General features: G+C 62.4%; 14 protein-coding genes. 10 read left to right on the top strand and 4 right to left on the bottom strand.

The genetic code is table 11. From position 1 onward, the window contains the following. Positions 1-9: 9 nt before the first annotated feature. Complete coding sequence (locus tag O4H62_RS05725; protein WP_269386166.1) at positions 10-1,164, bottom strand: patatin-like phospholipase family protein; 1,155 nt, start codon at positions 1,162-1,164, stop codon at positions 10-12. Further along, on the bottom strand, positions 1,161-1,934 hold the full coding sequence (locus tag O4H62_RS05720; protein WP_269386165.1) for a 3-hydroxybutyrate dehydrogenase: 774 nt from the start codon (positions 1,932-1,934) through the stop codon (positions 1,161-1,163). The genes O4H62_RS05725 and O4H62_RS05720 overlap by 4 nt, the downstream gene beginning before the upstream one ends. A 238-nt stretch (positions 1,935-2,172) precedes the next feature. Between O4H62_RS05720 and O4H62_RS05715 the strand changes: the two genes are divergently transcribed. Both O4H62_RS05715 and sbmA read left to right on the top strand, forming a co-directional pair. Next, positions 2,173-3,315, top strand: coding sequence for a YbfB/YjiJ family MFS transporter (locus O4H62_RS05715; protein ID WP_269386164.1), 1,143 nt, complete (start codon positions 2,173-2,175; stop codon positions 3,313-3,315). Between the two features lie 201 nt (positions 3,316-3,516). After that, positions 3,517-4,845: a peptide antibiotic transporter SbmA gene (sbmA, locus tag O4H62_RS05710; RefSeq protein WP_269386163.1), complete on the top strand. Its 1,329-nt coding sequence runs from the start codon at positions 3,517-3,519 to the stop codon at positions 4,843-4,845. Positions 4,846-4,870: 25 nt separating this feature from the next. Here sbmA and O4H62_RS05705 read toward each other — a convergent pair whose 3' ends face one another. Both O4H62_RS05705 and O4H62_RS05700 read right to left on the bottom strand, forming a co-directional pair. Further along, positions 4,871-5,821 (bottom strand): polysaccharide deacetylase, encoded by a 951-nt coding sequence (locus tag O4H62_RS05705; RefSeq protein WP_269386162.1) that lies wholly within the window; start codon positions 5,819-5,821, stop codon positions 4,871-4,873. Between the two features lie 189 nt (positions 5,822-6,010). Beyond that, positions 6,011-6,346 carry a TraR/DksA family transcriptional regulator gene (locus O4H62_RS05700; protein WP_269386161.1) on the bottom strand — a complete coding sequence of 112 codons (336 nt, stop codon included), beginning with the start codon at positions 6,344-6,346 and terminating at the stop codon, positions 6,011-6,013. 132 nt (positions 6,347-6,478) lie between these two features. On the opposite strand from O4H62_RS05700, the gene O4H62_RS05695 reads away from it, so the two are divergent. The 8 genes from O4H62_RS05695 (at position 6,479) to O4H62_RS05660 (ending at position 13,255) form a co-directional block, all read left to right on the top strand. Further along, positions 6,479-7,066, top strand: coding sequence for an NnrU family protein (locus O4H62_RS05695; RefSeq protein WP_269386160.1), 588 nt, complete (start codon positions 6,479-6,481; stop codon positions 7,064-7,066). 131 nt (positions 7,067-7,197) lie between these two features. After that, entirely contained in the window at positions 7,198-7,869 is a 672-nt protein-coding gene (locus O4H62_RS05690; protein ID WP_269386159.1) for a tetratricopeptide repeat protein, read from the top strand. Positions 7,870-7,918: 49 nt separating this feature from the next. Further along, complete coding sequence (gene der, locus O4H62_RS05685; RefSeq protein WP_269386158.1) at positions 7,919-9,427, top strand: ribosome biogenesis GTPase Der; 1,509 nt, start codon at positions 7,919-7,921, stop codon at positions 9,425-9,427. A gap of 167 nt (positions 9,428-9,594) precedes the next feature. Further along, positions 9,595-10,773: a cell wall hydrolase gene (locus tag O4H62_RS05680; protein ID WP_430538377.1), complete on the top strand. Its 1,179-nt coding sequence runs from the start codon at positions 9,595-9,597 to the stop codon at positions 10,771-10,773. A 409-nt stretch (positions 10,774-11,182) separates the two neighbouring features. Continuing rightward, on the top strand, positions 11,183-11,527 hold the full coding sequence (locus tag O4H62_RS05675; protein WP_269386339.1) for an AtpZ/AtpI family protein: 345 nt from the start codon (positions 11,183-11,185) through the stop codon (positions 11,525-11,527). Positions 11,528-11,564: 37 nt separating this feature from the next. Then, positions 11,565-12,314: a F0F1 ATP synthase subunit A gene (locus O4H62_RS05670; protein WP_269386157.1), complete on the top strand. Its 750-nt coding sequence runs from the start codon at positions 11,565-11,567 to the stop codon at positions 12,312-12,314. A gap of 65 nt (positions 12,315-12,379) precedes the next feature. Further along, positions 12,380-12,607: a F0F1 ATP synthase subunit C gene (locus O4H62_RS05665; protein ID WP_007196430.1), complete on the top strand. Its 228-nt coding sequence runs from the start codon at positions 12,380-12,382 to the stop codon at positions 12,605-12,607. 66 nt (positions 12,608-12,673) lie between these two features. Next, entirely contained in the window at positions 12,674-13,255 is a 582-nt protein-coding gene (locus O4H62_RS05660) for a F0F1 ATP synthase subunit B (protein ID WP_269386156.1), read from the top strand. Positions 13,256-13,268: the final 13 nt, after the last annotated feature.

The following is a 13,268-nucleotide window of genomic DNA, read 5'->3' as shown; positions in this document are numbered from 1 at the left end:
CAAAGCCGGTCAATCGCTTCCACTTTCAACCAAGGCCGATGCATGTCTCATTTGGCTGCCGTCCTTTCCGCGCGGACCGGGAAGCCCCAGATACTGGCTTTCCAGATCGACCGTCGACTGCTTGCCCAGCTTGTCGCGATTGGCCTCGAGCCAGCGATCCGCCTCGAGCCGGCCGCGGTCGCGCAGATCGGTGAGGAACGACCATCGCACATCGAACTTGGAGGAGACGGGTAGATCGAGCAGGGCCTGGTCGGCGCTGACCGAATGCACCAGGATATGCCGCAGCCGGTTCTTGTACTCGTCCTTGAGCCAGTCCTGCTCGATCAGGCGGGTGACGAAGTTGATGGCGCGCATCTCGTCGAGCAGCGACGAGTTGAAGGATATCTCGTTGATCCGGTTGAGGATATCCGGCGCGGTCTTCGGCACCTCTTCGCGCACCATCGGATTGATGTGCACGATCATCACGTCCCGGCTTCGGCAATTGTAGAAGAACGGAAACAGCGCCGGATTGCCGACATAGCCGCCATCCCAGAAATGCTCGCCGTCGATCTCGACCGCCTTGAACAGGAACGGCAGGCAGGCCGAGGCCATCACCACGTCGGCGCTGACTTCGCGGGTCTCGAACACCCGCACCCGGCCGCTGCGCACATTGGTGGCGCTGAGGAACAGCTTGGTATCGCCGTGGTGGCGCAATGCATCGAAATCGACGCTTTCCGACAGAAGGTCACGCAGCGGATTGACGTCGAACGGGTTGAACTCGTAGGGCGAGAAGGTCCGCGTCATGGTGTCGAAGGCCGCATAGGTGGCGGCTGACAGGAACTCCATACCCGGGATAACCCCTTGCGGCAGCGAACTGACCGGTGACCAGACAGAGCCGCCTCGGCTGGAGCGGCGCCAGAAATCCTCGAGCGCCGCCTGTCCGCCGATGCGTCCGGCCTCCATCAGCCCATGCGCCAGCACCACCGCGTTCACCGCTCCGGCGCTTGTTCCTGACAGTCCTTCGAACTCGATACCGGGTTCATCCAGCAACCGGTCGATCACGCCCCAGGTGAAGGCACCGTGCGCGCCTCCACCCTGCAGGGCAAGATTGATCTTGCGGATATCTGACTTGCCAGCCTTGGCTGTGCGCCCTGGCCTAGCCTTGGCAACTTTTATCGTAGTCATTGCGCGGTCCAGCCGCCATCCATCGGCAAGGCGGCGCCGGTGATCTGTGCCGCCTGGTCTGACGCCAGGTAACTGGCCAGCGCCGCAATCTGGCCGACCTGCACGAACTTCTTCGTCGGCTGTGCCTTCAGAATGACCTCGTTGATCACCTCGTCTTCGGTCATGTTGCGCGCCTTGGCGGTATCGGCGATCTGGCCGGTAACCAGCGGTGTCTCGACATAGCCGGGGCAGATGGCGTTGGCGGTGACGCCGAATTCCGCGCCTTCCAGCGCCACGGTCTTGATCAGCCCCAGAATGCCGTGCTTGGCCGCCACATAGGCGCTCTTGTAGGGGGAGGCGACCAGCCCGTGCGCCGACGCAATCGCGATGATCCGGCCGAAGCCGTTTTTCTTCATTCCCGGCATGGCGGCACGGATCAGGTGGAACGCCGAACTCAGGTTGATGCCGATGATCGCGTCCCATTTCTCCGGCGGAAAATCCTCGATCTTCTCGACATGCTGGATGCCGGCATTGGGAACGATGACGTCGACGCGGCCGAATTTCATCTCCGCGGTTTTCACCAGATCAGTGATTTCGTCCGGCTTGAGCATGTTGGCGCCATGAAAGATCACTTCGCCCGCGCCAAGCGACGCCAACCGCGCCCGGGTTGCCTCGATTTCGTCCTGCTGCCCGAGCCCGTTGAGTACGACATTGTATCCGGAGAGCGCGAAATTCTCGGCAATCCCCAAGCCTATTCCGCTGGTCGATCCGGTGATGATTACGGTTTTCATGGCAATATCCTTTCTTGAATGCTGCAATGCACAAATAGGTATCGATAAGTAAGGTTCCAATCAACTCTTGGAGAGCAGTCGAGAAATCGGCGGGTCCGGGTCCGTCGCGCTTGCCTCGCCGCGGTTTCGGGTTCATTGAAGGTTTTTCAAGAATCCGCCCGTTTCCCAATCCCCACCTTCACGTGCCATGACCAGCTCTCCAAAGCCTGCTTCAATCGCCCTTCCAGCGGACACGACCGTGCTTCGCACCGCTCTGGCCGGGGCAGTTGCGATGGCAGTGGCGATGGGCCTGGGGCGGTTTTTCTACACCCCGGTGCTGCCGGCGATGATGGCGGGCCTCGGTCTCGGCCCTGCCGAGGCCGGCTGGATCGCCTCGGCCAATTACGCCGGCTACCTTCTCGGTGCCGTTCTGGCGGCCTATGGCTGGGCCGAAGGCATCGAGCGCAAGGTCGCGCTGACGGGATTGGTTGCCACCGCGCTGCTTCTGCTGGCGATGGGCCTGTCGAGCAATTTCATCGTTCTCGCCGCCATCCGTTTTCTCGCCGGCCTCGCCAGCGCCTTCGTCATGATCTTCACCTCGGCGATTGTGCTCTCGCACGGTCTTGCCGCGGGCAAACCCTGGGTTCAGTCGTCGCATTTCGGCGGTGTCGGTTTCGGCATTGCAATATCCGCCATCATGTTCGGCCTGATCATCCTGGCTGACAGCGGCTGGCGCATGGCCTGGATCATGGCGGCGCTGCTGGCCTTCATCGGTCTGGCGGTTGCGATGCGCTACCTGCCGCGGGACGTCGTGCGTCCCGGCCCGGCGAAAAAGGAGCCTCCGCTGGCTTGGACACCGGCGCTGCTGGCCCTGACCATTGCCTACGGGATCTTCGGCTTCGGCTACATCGTCACGGCGACGTTCCTCGTGGCCATTGTCCGCGATGGCGGCGGCTCCTCGCTGTTCGAGGCGGGCGTCTGGCTCGCAACCGGCATCGCCGCAGCACCCTCGGTCGCCTACTGGATGCCGGCGGTCAGGCGCGTCGGGCTGGTCAATGTCTTCGCACTTGGCTGCCTGGTCGAGGCGCTCGGGGTGGCGGCAAGCGTTCTCGTGCCACTGCCCGCCGGACCGATTGTCGGCGGCGTGCTGCTGGGCGGCACCTTCATCATGGTCACCGCCTTTGGCCTTCAGGTCGGCCGCCAACTGGCGGCGGAAAGCCCGCGGCGGGCGCTTGCCTTGATGACGGCGGCGTTCGGAACCGGCCAGATCCTCGGGCCTGTGGTCGCCGGCTACCTCGCCGACTGGTCCGGAACCTACACTTGGGCAAGCCTTGCAGCCGCTGCCGGATTGCTCGCTTCGGGTGCCATCGTGCTTGCGTTCTCCAGGCCGCGTCCAGCCTGAACCCGCCCTGTCCCTGGGGCCTCCGCCATCCGTCACATTGATGTGATCGGCAATGAAATGAATGGGCGGGCCATTGTTTTAGCACAATGCAGTGATGCCTGATGGACCCGGATTGCCGTATTTCTCCCGGTGTCCTAGGTATCTGACCAACTCACGACGAATCACGTCCTGCCAGGCAGGGCACAGTTCAGGATCCCGCCCGTGTTTGAATCATTCTTCCCGAAACCCAAAATCTTCTTCCCGTCTGTTCTGCTTTGGGCAGGGCTGGGGATCCTAATCTGGTACGGAGCGGGAGATACGGTCGGTGCGGCCCTGGGCTTCGCCTTGCCCGAACCTGAAGGCGAGCCGATTGTCGGACTGAGTTATTTCTACACCCAGTCCTTCCTCTGGTTTTATGTGTTCTACACCACCTGGTCGCTGGCTTTCGCCGCCTTCTGGTTCTTCTATTCTCCGCACAAATGGCAGCTCTGGTCGATCCTCGGTTCGGTCTTCATCCTGTTCACCACCTATTTCGGCGTGCAGGTCTCGGTTGCGCTCAACAACTGGCGCCGGCCGTTCTTCGACCAGTTCCAGCAGGCGCTGACCGGCGATGGGTCGGTCTCCCAGGCGGATCTCTATGGCCTGATCCTGATCTTCGTGCAGATCGCCTTCATCTCGACCGCCGTTTACGTCGTCACCCGCTTTTTCGTCAGCCACTATGTGTTCCGCTGGCGCACGGCGATGAACAATTTCTACATGGAGCGCTGGCCCCGCGTCCGCAACATCGAAGGCGCTTCGCAGCGTGTGCAGGAAGACACCATGCGCTTCGCCTCGATCATGGAAGGTCTTGGCGTGGCCTTTGTCGACGCGGTCATGACGCTGGTGGCGTTTCTGCCGATCCTCTGGTCGCTGTCCCAGTACGTAACCGAACTGCCGATTGTCGGCACCATTCCCCACGCCCTGTTCATAGCGCTGCTGTTCTGGGCGGCCTTCGGCACCGGCCTGCTTGCCCTGGTGGGCATCAAGCTGCCCGGATTGGAATTTCGCAACCAGCGCGTCGAGGCCGCCTACCGCAAGGAACTGGTCTATGGCGAGGATGATGCGAGCCGCGCCCAGCCGCCGACCGCGCGTCAGCTCTTCGATGATGTCCGGCAGAATTATTTCCGGCTCTATTTCCACTACATGTATTTCAACATCGCCCGCGGCTTCTACCTTCAGGCCGACAACATCTACGTCCACGTGCTTCTCGTGCCGACCATCGTCGCGGGCAAGATCACGCTCGGCATCTGGCAGCAAATCCTGACCGCGTTCGGCCAGGTCTCGAACTCGTTTCAGTTCCTGATCAACTCCTGGACCACGATCGTCGAACTGATCTCCATCTACAAGCGCCTGCATGCTTTCGAAGCCGTCTTCCGCGGGCAGGAACTCGATGACATCGAGCGCGATTATCTCGCCAGACAGGGCGGTGGCTTCGTTCAGCCGATCCCGGATCCGACCCCGGGCCAGGGCGGCCCGGACGAGGTTCAGACGCTGGAAGAACCCAAGCGGTGAGAATTTCGGCGGGCTGTTTTGAAGATCAGCTCGCCGATCCGTCTTCCGGCCTCAGCCTCCGCACCGCCTCCTCATAGGTCACGCAGGCGACATCCGGCTTTCTGCAGGTCTCGTCGACGAAGCGCTCCAGCGCATTCCAGTAGGCGCCGCCGTTCATTTCGACGAAGTGAAAGCCCAGCTGCAGCGGCCGCCGTGCGCCGGAATACTCGGCCTCGAAAGCAGCGCGGAACGCGCTGAGCGCCCGCTCTTCGAATTCTTTCGATTTCGATGGAGTCTCAAGGCCGGCGGAGTGGCGGACGAAAAGGTTGTAGTCCATCCCGATGATCGGACGCTGCCGTGGCCCCTCCGGGATCAGCGGCAGCGCAAAGCGGGCGGTCGGCTTGCTGAAATCAGGCGATGCGGGCCCTTTCGACACGGTGCTGGCGTCATATTCGAAACCGCGCGCCGCAAGCGCCGTGTAAAGCCCGTCGCCCGTCGAAAGATACGGCGCGCGAAATCCCCTGATGCCCGATCTGGAAAAACGGGCCCAGCCGGAGGGCGCCTCTGCACTGTTGTTCGTCCAGGCATTGGCCAGGGCGGCGTCGAACTGATCGAACTCGCTCAGCCAGTCGGATTTGCCCCAGTTCTTTCCATCGAAGTGCCCGCAGCCATGGCTGCCGATCTCGTGGCCGGACTGGTAGGCCGACCAGATATGGCCGAGCCGGGTCAGAACGTCGGCCTTGTTTGGGGCAAAGCCGACATTCGACCGACCCGCGGAATGGCCCGGCGCGGAGTAGGAACTGCGGTCCGCCTTGCTCATCAGGAAGGTACAGGACAGGAAATAGGTGAACCGGGCGCCGCTGCGGTTTGCCATGTCGAGACTGCGGTCCCAAAGCCGGTTGTCGTGGGCGCCATCGAAGGAGATCAGCACCAGTTGCTCCCGGACCTCGCCGGCCAGCGAAGCACTGCCGGCCAGCATGCCGAGCCCCGCCGCCATTGAGACCGCCAGAGCGGCGCGCCTTGCTGGTCTTGAAAAGGCAGGAAGGAATTTGGCTGAAATCATGGTACGAGCGGCCCGGTGTTACGCGTAACTGAAAACGTCGCGGTTTTGTGCCGTCCAAATAAGGCGTTGGTGTGAAGACCCTACAGCGCCGCGTCCAATTGAATTCAATTGGCGCGACATGCATCAGCCGGAAGCGCAGCGAACGCACTTCTCCGCCATCGGATCGATCTCCAGCCGCTTGTCCGGAATGGCTTCGCCGCAATCCGCGCACCAGCCATAGTCTCCTTCCGCCAGCCGCCGCTCCGCCATCTCGATGCGCACCAGATCGCGCATGCGCGCACGTTCCTGGGCCGCGGCCATAGCCTGCTGCTGCATTGCGTCCATCCGCGACAAACGGCCGACCGACTGCTGGTCAAGCGTGACCGGCGCGCGGGCCTCCTGGCTCAGGGCCGACATGCGCTCGAGATCGAGCTTCCTTGCATCAAGCCGCCTGCGAGCGGCAACCAGATCGGGTTCCATTGGCCCATCTTGAACCAGACCGGGCCGCGACACAAATACCGGGCTCGCAAGCTTCTCATGCAACCGCGTCCGGTCTATGGTCGGCCGCGAGAGCGGGCAGCAAAGGCCTGCAGCAGGATTTGGAGAACAAGAATGATCTGGCTCATTGTCGGACTGGCGCTTTTTTTGGGGATACATTCGGTCCGGATCGTGGCGCCCGCCTGGCGTCAGGCGCAGATTGACAAGCGTGGCCTCAATGCCTGGAAGGGCATCTATGCGCTGATCTCCATCGTTGGTTTCGTCATCCTTGTCTGGGGCTATGGCATCGCGCGGCAGGATCCGGTGGTGTTCTTCGTGGCTCCCGCCTGGATGAGCCATGTCGTGGCGCTGTTGATGCTGCCGGTCATGATCCTGCTGGTCGCCTCGCAAGTGCCTGCCGGACGCATCAAGGCCGCCGTCAAGCACCCGATGCTGCTTGGCGTCAAGATCTGGGCGCTGGCCCATCTTCTGGTCAACGGCGATCTGGCGTCGCTGCTGCTGTTCGGCAGTTTCCTGGTCTGGGCGGTTTTCGACCGGATTTCGGAAAAGAAGCGACTGTTGGCCGGCCTCACCCGCAACCCGGTGACCGGCCCGTTGAAGTGGGATATCATTGCCGTCGTCGGCGGCCTCGTCCTCTATGTGCTCTTCGTGGTGGTGCTCCACAAAATGTTGATCGGGGTGCCGCCGATCATCGGAATGTGACCGGTTTGCCCGGGCCCTGGGACGCTTTCGACGCAGCACCCCCTTACAGAAGCCATAAAATCGGCTAGAAGGCCCCACACAACGCCGCTTGCGGCACGAAATTGAGAGGACCGGCCTTGGCCGGTGACGCGATGACCGACGACAACTCGACATTCATCCGCGAGGTCAACGAGGACCTGCGTTCGGATTACATGAAGGCGCTGTGGAAGCGGTTCCGCTTTGTCATACTCGCCGTTGCGATCGGCATCGTGGCGATCACCGCCGGTCTGCGCGGCTGGCAGTACTGGAAGGAAACCACTGCGGCCAGGTCCGGCGACGTGTTCCTCGCTGCCTTGGAAAAGGCCCGCAGCGGCAACACCGATGCAGCGCTGGCGGAATTCCAGGAGCTCGAGAAGAGCGGCTATGGCTCCTATCCGGTGCTGGCGAAAATGCGCGCGGCGACGGTTCTGGCCGACAAGGGCGATGCCGCCGCTGCCATCTCGGCTTTTTCCGCGATCGGCAAGGATGTGTCCCAGCCCGTGGCGATCCGCGATGCGGCGCGTTTGCGCGCGGCCTACCTGCTGATCGACAACGGCAGCTACTCTGACGTTTCCGCGGAGGTCGAGGTGCTGGCCGTGCCTGGCAATCCGGCCCGTCATTCGGCGCGCGAAGCGCTCGGAATTGCCGCCTACAACGCTGGCGACCTCAAGCAGGCCTCGCAATGGTTCGGCGACATCGCCGCCGACAACGAAGCACCCAATGGCATCAAGACCCGCGCCGGGCTGATGCTGGACATGATTGCGGCCAAGGGCGGCGCATCCTGACCGCGCGGCCAAACCGGACAATGACGACGCCCTCGGGCAAGGATCAAACATGACCATCACCCTTGCCATTGTCGGGCGCCCCAATGTCGGCAAGTCGACGCTGTTCAACCGGCTCGCCGGCCGCAAGCTGGCGCTCGTCGACGACACGCCCGGCGTGACCCGTGACCGCCGTCCCGGTGATGCGCGCCTGGTCGACCTCAGGTTCCGCATGATCGATACCGCCGGCCTGGAAGTTGCCGGCCCCGACACACTGGAAGGCCGCATGCGCGCCCAGAGCGAGGCGGCGATGGACGAGGCCGATGGCGCCCTGTTCCTGATCGACGCCAAGGCCGGGCTGACCCCTGCCGACGAATTGCTGGCCGATATCTTGAGAAAGCGCGGCAAGCCGGTGGTGCTGGTCGCCAACAAGGCCGAATCCAAGGGCTCGGAATCGGGCATGTACGATGCCTTCAGGCTCGGTCTGGGCGAACCCTGTCCGATCTCGGCCGAGCACGGCGGCGGCATGCTCGATCTGCGCGATGCGATCGTCGAAGCCTTCGGCGAGGAGCGTTGCTTCCCGCCCAAGAACGATCCACTCGCCGAAGCCGTCACCGATGTCGATATCGCCATTCCCGAAGGCGCCGATGACGAGGATGAAGGTCCGGAATACGATGAAACCAAGCCGCTCAGGGTTGCCATCGTCGGCCGCCCGAATGCCGGCAAGTCGACATTGATCAACCGGTTCCTGGGCGAGGAGCGGCTGCTGACCGGACCCGAGGCCGGCATCACCCGCGATTCCATCGCCGTCGATTTTGAGTGGCATGGCCGCAAGATCAAGCTGTTCGACACCGCCGGTCTGCGCCGCAAGGCCCGTGTTCAGGAAAAGCTCGAGAAACTCTCGGTCGCCGACGCGCTGCGCGCCATCCGCTTTGCCGAAGTGGTGGTGATCGTGTTCGATTCCACCATTCCCTTCGAGAAGCAGGATCTGCAGATCGCCGATCTCGTGGTCCGCGAGGGCAGGGCGCCCGTCATTGCCTTCAACAAATGGGACCTGATCGACAACCGTCAGGAAAAGCTCGCCGAGCTGCGCGAGATGACCGACCGCCTGCTGCCGCAGATCCGTGGCATCCGCGCCGTCACTGTGGCCGGACAGACCGGCGACGGTCTCGACCGGCTGATGGAAAACATCGCCTTCGTCCACAAGGTCTGGAACAAGCGCATCTCGACGGCCAAGCTCAACCGCTGGCTCGATCACACCCAGGGTCATCATCCGCCGCCTGCCGTGTCGGGGCGGCGGCTCAAGCTCAAATACATGACCCAGATCAAGTCCCGCCCGCCGGGCTTCATGATTTCCTGCACGAGGCCCGAGGCCGTGCCGGAATCCTACACCCGCTATCTGGTCAACTCGCTGCGCGCCGATTTCGACATGCCGGGAATTCCCTTGCGGGTGGTCTATCGCAGTGGCGACAATCCCTACGCGCCCAAGGACGGCAAGACCAAACGGGCTTCGGTGATGCCGAAGAAATCCACCCGGCGCACAGTGTCGGGAAAATTGGCCCCGAAGAAGCGCAGCGGTTAGCGCCGCGGCGTCGTTCCGGCGACTGAAACCGGCGATCGTTCGCCGATTTATGGCTGGTCTCGACTGACATGGCATTTCAGGGGAGGCTCATTAACGCTCCATCAAGGTTAATGCTCCATTCTCAGGCACAGTATCGTGTATGTGTCTTGAGTACCGGAGTTCTTGTTTTGCGTCAGAAGCGTCGTTCGTCCGGCAGCGGCCATTCATGGCTTGCCCGCCTGTCTGCGCCCATGGTTTTTGGCCTTGCGGCATTCCTGTCCAGCCCGACTGTCACCTCGCATGCCGATATGGCCACCATGCTGGCCGGCAGCGAAGGCTCGGATGCGCGCTGGAAAACCTTTCTCACCGCATCCCCCGCAGGTTCGATCCAGGCGGCGGAACTGGAGTTCGCCGATCCCATCCTGACCTCGTCCATTGCTTCGGGGGCAGGGGTGACGCTTCCCAACGGAGACAAGATCGCCTTCCAGGGCAAGATCGGTGTCGCCGATCCGCGTCCCGATGCCGACCGCGTCACCCGTCACCTCAAGCAGGGCCGTGTCATTGCCGTGGCCCCGGTTCAGCCGCCCAAGGATTTTTCCGCCGGCTCGGTGCTGGAACGGCAGTCGAGCCTGCTGAGGCCCTCGCTTGAGCTGAAGAACAGCATGGCATTCCTCAAGCCCAGCATTAAGGGCAAGGAAATCGAGATCGCCACCGCGTTCTATGCCGCCGGCAAGCGCAAGGCCGAACCGCAGGTGCCTGCCATTCTGGCGAGCCTGGTGACCAACGACAATCCCGACATTCTCGCCACCGCCTATGCCCAGCCGGCGCCCGACTATGCCAAGCAGTCCCCCTTCAGCTCGGTGCTTCGCGAGGAAACCCGCCGCGGCCGCTTCATCCCGCCGGTCGGCAAGGACGACCATGACTGGGCAGCGACCGCCTTGCCGGCCAAGACCTTCTCCGAAGCCGAGCAGCGTTGCCTCGCCGCCGGCATCTATTTCGAGGCCCGCGGGGAGAGCGTCAAGGGACAGGCCGCGGTCGCCCAGGTGATTCTCAACCGGGTGCGCAATCCGACCTATCCGAACACGGTCTGCGGCGTGGTGTACCAGAATGACAACTGGCGCAACCGGTGCCAGTTTTCCTTCGCGTGCGACGGCATCAAGGACCGGGTCCGCTCGCCCGAGCACTGGAACATGGCCGAGGAAATCGCCCTGGCGACCACCGCCGGCAAGATCTGGCTCAAGGAAGTCGGCTCATCGACTCATTACCACGCCACCTATGTCCGCCCGCCCTGGGCCAAAAGGATGCGGAAAGTCGGCCAGATCGGTCTTCATATCTTCTATGTCACCTATGGCGGCGGCTGGTCCTGACGGATCTGACGATACGGTCGAGGCTGCGGCCGTCTCCGGCTCCGGCGTTGCTCTGATGTTTCAGTGGCATCGCATCGCCGATTGGCACCCGGATTCGTCGACCCGCAAAGACGCGTGGTCAGGGCGGCCCGATGCGCCCTTGTCTGCGTGAGTCTGACGCAGCCTGCCAAGTTTTTCTGATACTTCTGTAGCGGGTGCCGGACGAGTTCGCGCAAGACGTTGAAATATATAAGGAAATGCGTGTCACTCGATGGCCTTTCCGCGCCTTGACTATGATCTGCCCTAAAACTATGTTGCGCCCGACTTCGATACGGACTTTTTCCGGTCGTCGCTGGCGAGTCAGGGGAGCGCATCCATGGATGAAAAGCGCGGTTCTGGCGGTCCGGATAGTCCGGGCAATGGCGACGAGATGGATATCGGACGGTCGGAAAGCCTGGACGCCCGTCGCAAGCGCCTGGATGCCGAACTTCTCGCCCGCCGCAAGGTGGAGCCTGAAGGGGGCTCCAACAGGGAAGCTTCGAAGGGCTATGCGCTTGCGGTCAAGCTGTCGAGCGAGTTCATCGCCGGCGTGGTCGTGGGGGTGATACTGGGCTATCTGTTCGATCTGTACCTGGGTACATCGCCCTGGGGATTGATCGTGTTTCTGCTGCTCGGGTTTTGTGCCGGGGTGCTGAATGTTTTGCGCTCGACCGGCGCGGTCGCCCAGCCGGGTTCGGGCGGGGCCGGCGCGAGCGGTAAAGACGACGGGAATTAATGTCCGGTTCGACCGGATGGCGAGAAAGAGGTTTTAGGTGTCAAACGATCCGATTCACCAGTTCCAGATCAGCAAGCTCGTCCCCATCGAGATCGGCGGGCTGGACCTGTCGTTCACCAATTCGTCTCTGTTCATGGTCGGCACCGTTGCCGCCGCCGCAGGCTTCCTGTTCCTGACCACCGCCAATCGCGGCCTGGTGCCCTCGCGACTGCAGTCGATCTCGGAAATGTCCTATGAATTCGTGGCCTCGATGCTGCGCGACGGCGCCGGCTCGCAGGGCATGCGCTTCTTCCCGATGGTCTTCTCGCTGTTCATGTTTGTTCTGGTGGCAAACCTTCTGGGCATGTTCCCTTACTTCTTCACCGTGACCAGTCACCTCATCGTCACCTTCGCGCTCGCCATGCTCGTCATCGGCACCGTGGTGGTCTACGGTTTCTGGAAGCATGGACTGCATTTCCTCCACCTCTTCGTTCCATCAGGCGTTCCCGGTGTGCTGATGCCGCTGGTGGTGATGATCGAGGTCATCTCGTTCCTGTCGCGTCCGATCAGCCTGTCCGTGCGTCTGTTCGCCAACATGCTGGCCGGTCACATCACGCTGAAGGTGTTCGCGGGCTTTGTCGCCTCGCTCGGCAGCCTCGGCGCGCTCGGCATCGGCACGGCGATCCTGCCGCTGATCATGACCGTGGCACTCACCGGTCTCGAATTCCTCGTTGCCTTCCTGCAGGCCTATGTCTTTGCGGTGCTGACTTGCATGTACCTCAACGACGCCCTGCATCCCGGCCACTAGGATCCACTCACCGGCGGTCCGCCGCCAACGAAATCGCATCCATCCCATTCCAAAGGAGTTTTATCATGGAAGCAGAAGCAGCAAAGTACATCGGCGCCGGCATCGCTTGCCTCGGCATGGGCGGCGCAGGCATTGGCCTGGGCAACATCTTCGGTAGCTACCTGTCGGGCGCCCTGCGCAATCCGTCGGCAGCTGACGGCCAGTTCGGCCGTCTGATCTTCGGCTTTGCCGTGACCGAAGCTCTGGGCATCTTCTCGCTGCTCGTTGCCCTCCTTCTCCTCTTCGCCGTCTAATCGACGAACGAGAGTTAGGCTTGCCACGCCGGATACCCCGGCGTGGCATTTCATCTGGAGGTGACCATGTTTGTTGTGACCCCGGCCTATGCCGAGTCCAACCCCACCGAAGGGACCCATTCGGAAACCGGCGCACACGGTGGCGAAGCCGCTGGCGGTGTCTTTCCGCCCTTCGATTCATCGACCTTCGCATCGCAGCTGTTGTGGCTGGCGATCACCTTCGGCCTATTCTATCTGCTCATGTCAAAGGTCATCGTGCCCCGCATCGGTGGCATTCTGGAACACCGGCGCGACCGGATTGCCCAGGATCTCGATGAAGCCAATCGCCTGAAGGAAGAAGCGGACAACGCCATTGCTGCCTACGAGCAGGAACTGGCGGATGCCCGCAAGAAGGCTTCGGCAATCGCCGAGACTGCGCGTGAGAAAGCCAAGGCAGCGGCGGAAGCCGAGCGGACTTCGACAGAAGCCGAATTGGCTGCCAGGATGGCGGATGCCGAGAAAAGCATTGCCGCGATCAAGGTCAAGGCTCTGGCGGACGTTGATACCATTGCCGAGGATGCCGCAACCGACGTGGTCAAGCATCTTCTCGGCGGCGCCGTGACCAAGGCCGAGGTCGCTGCCGCGATCCGGGCCGCGTCCGGCAAGTAAGCAGGGAAAGACG

Source organism: Parahoeflea alexandrii, from assembly GCF_027214025.1.
In the GTDB taxonomy this organism is placed as follows: Bacteria; Pseudomonadota; Alphaproteobacteria; order Rhizobiales; family Rhizobiaceae; genus Hoeflea; species Hoeflea alexandrii_A.
The sequence above is the reverse complement of the archived record's forward strand: the minus strand, read 5'-3'. Positions and strand labels throughout refer to the sequence as shown.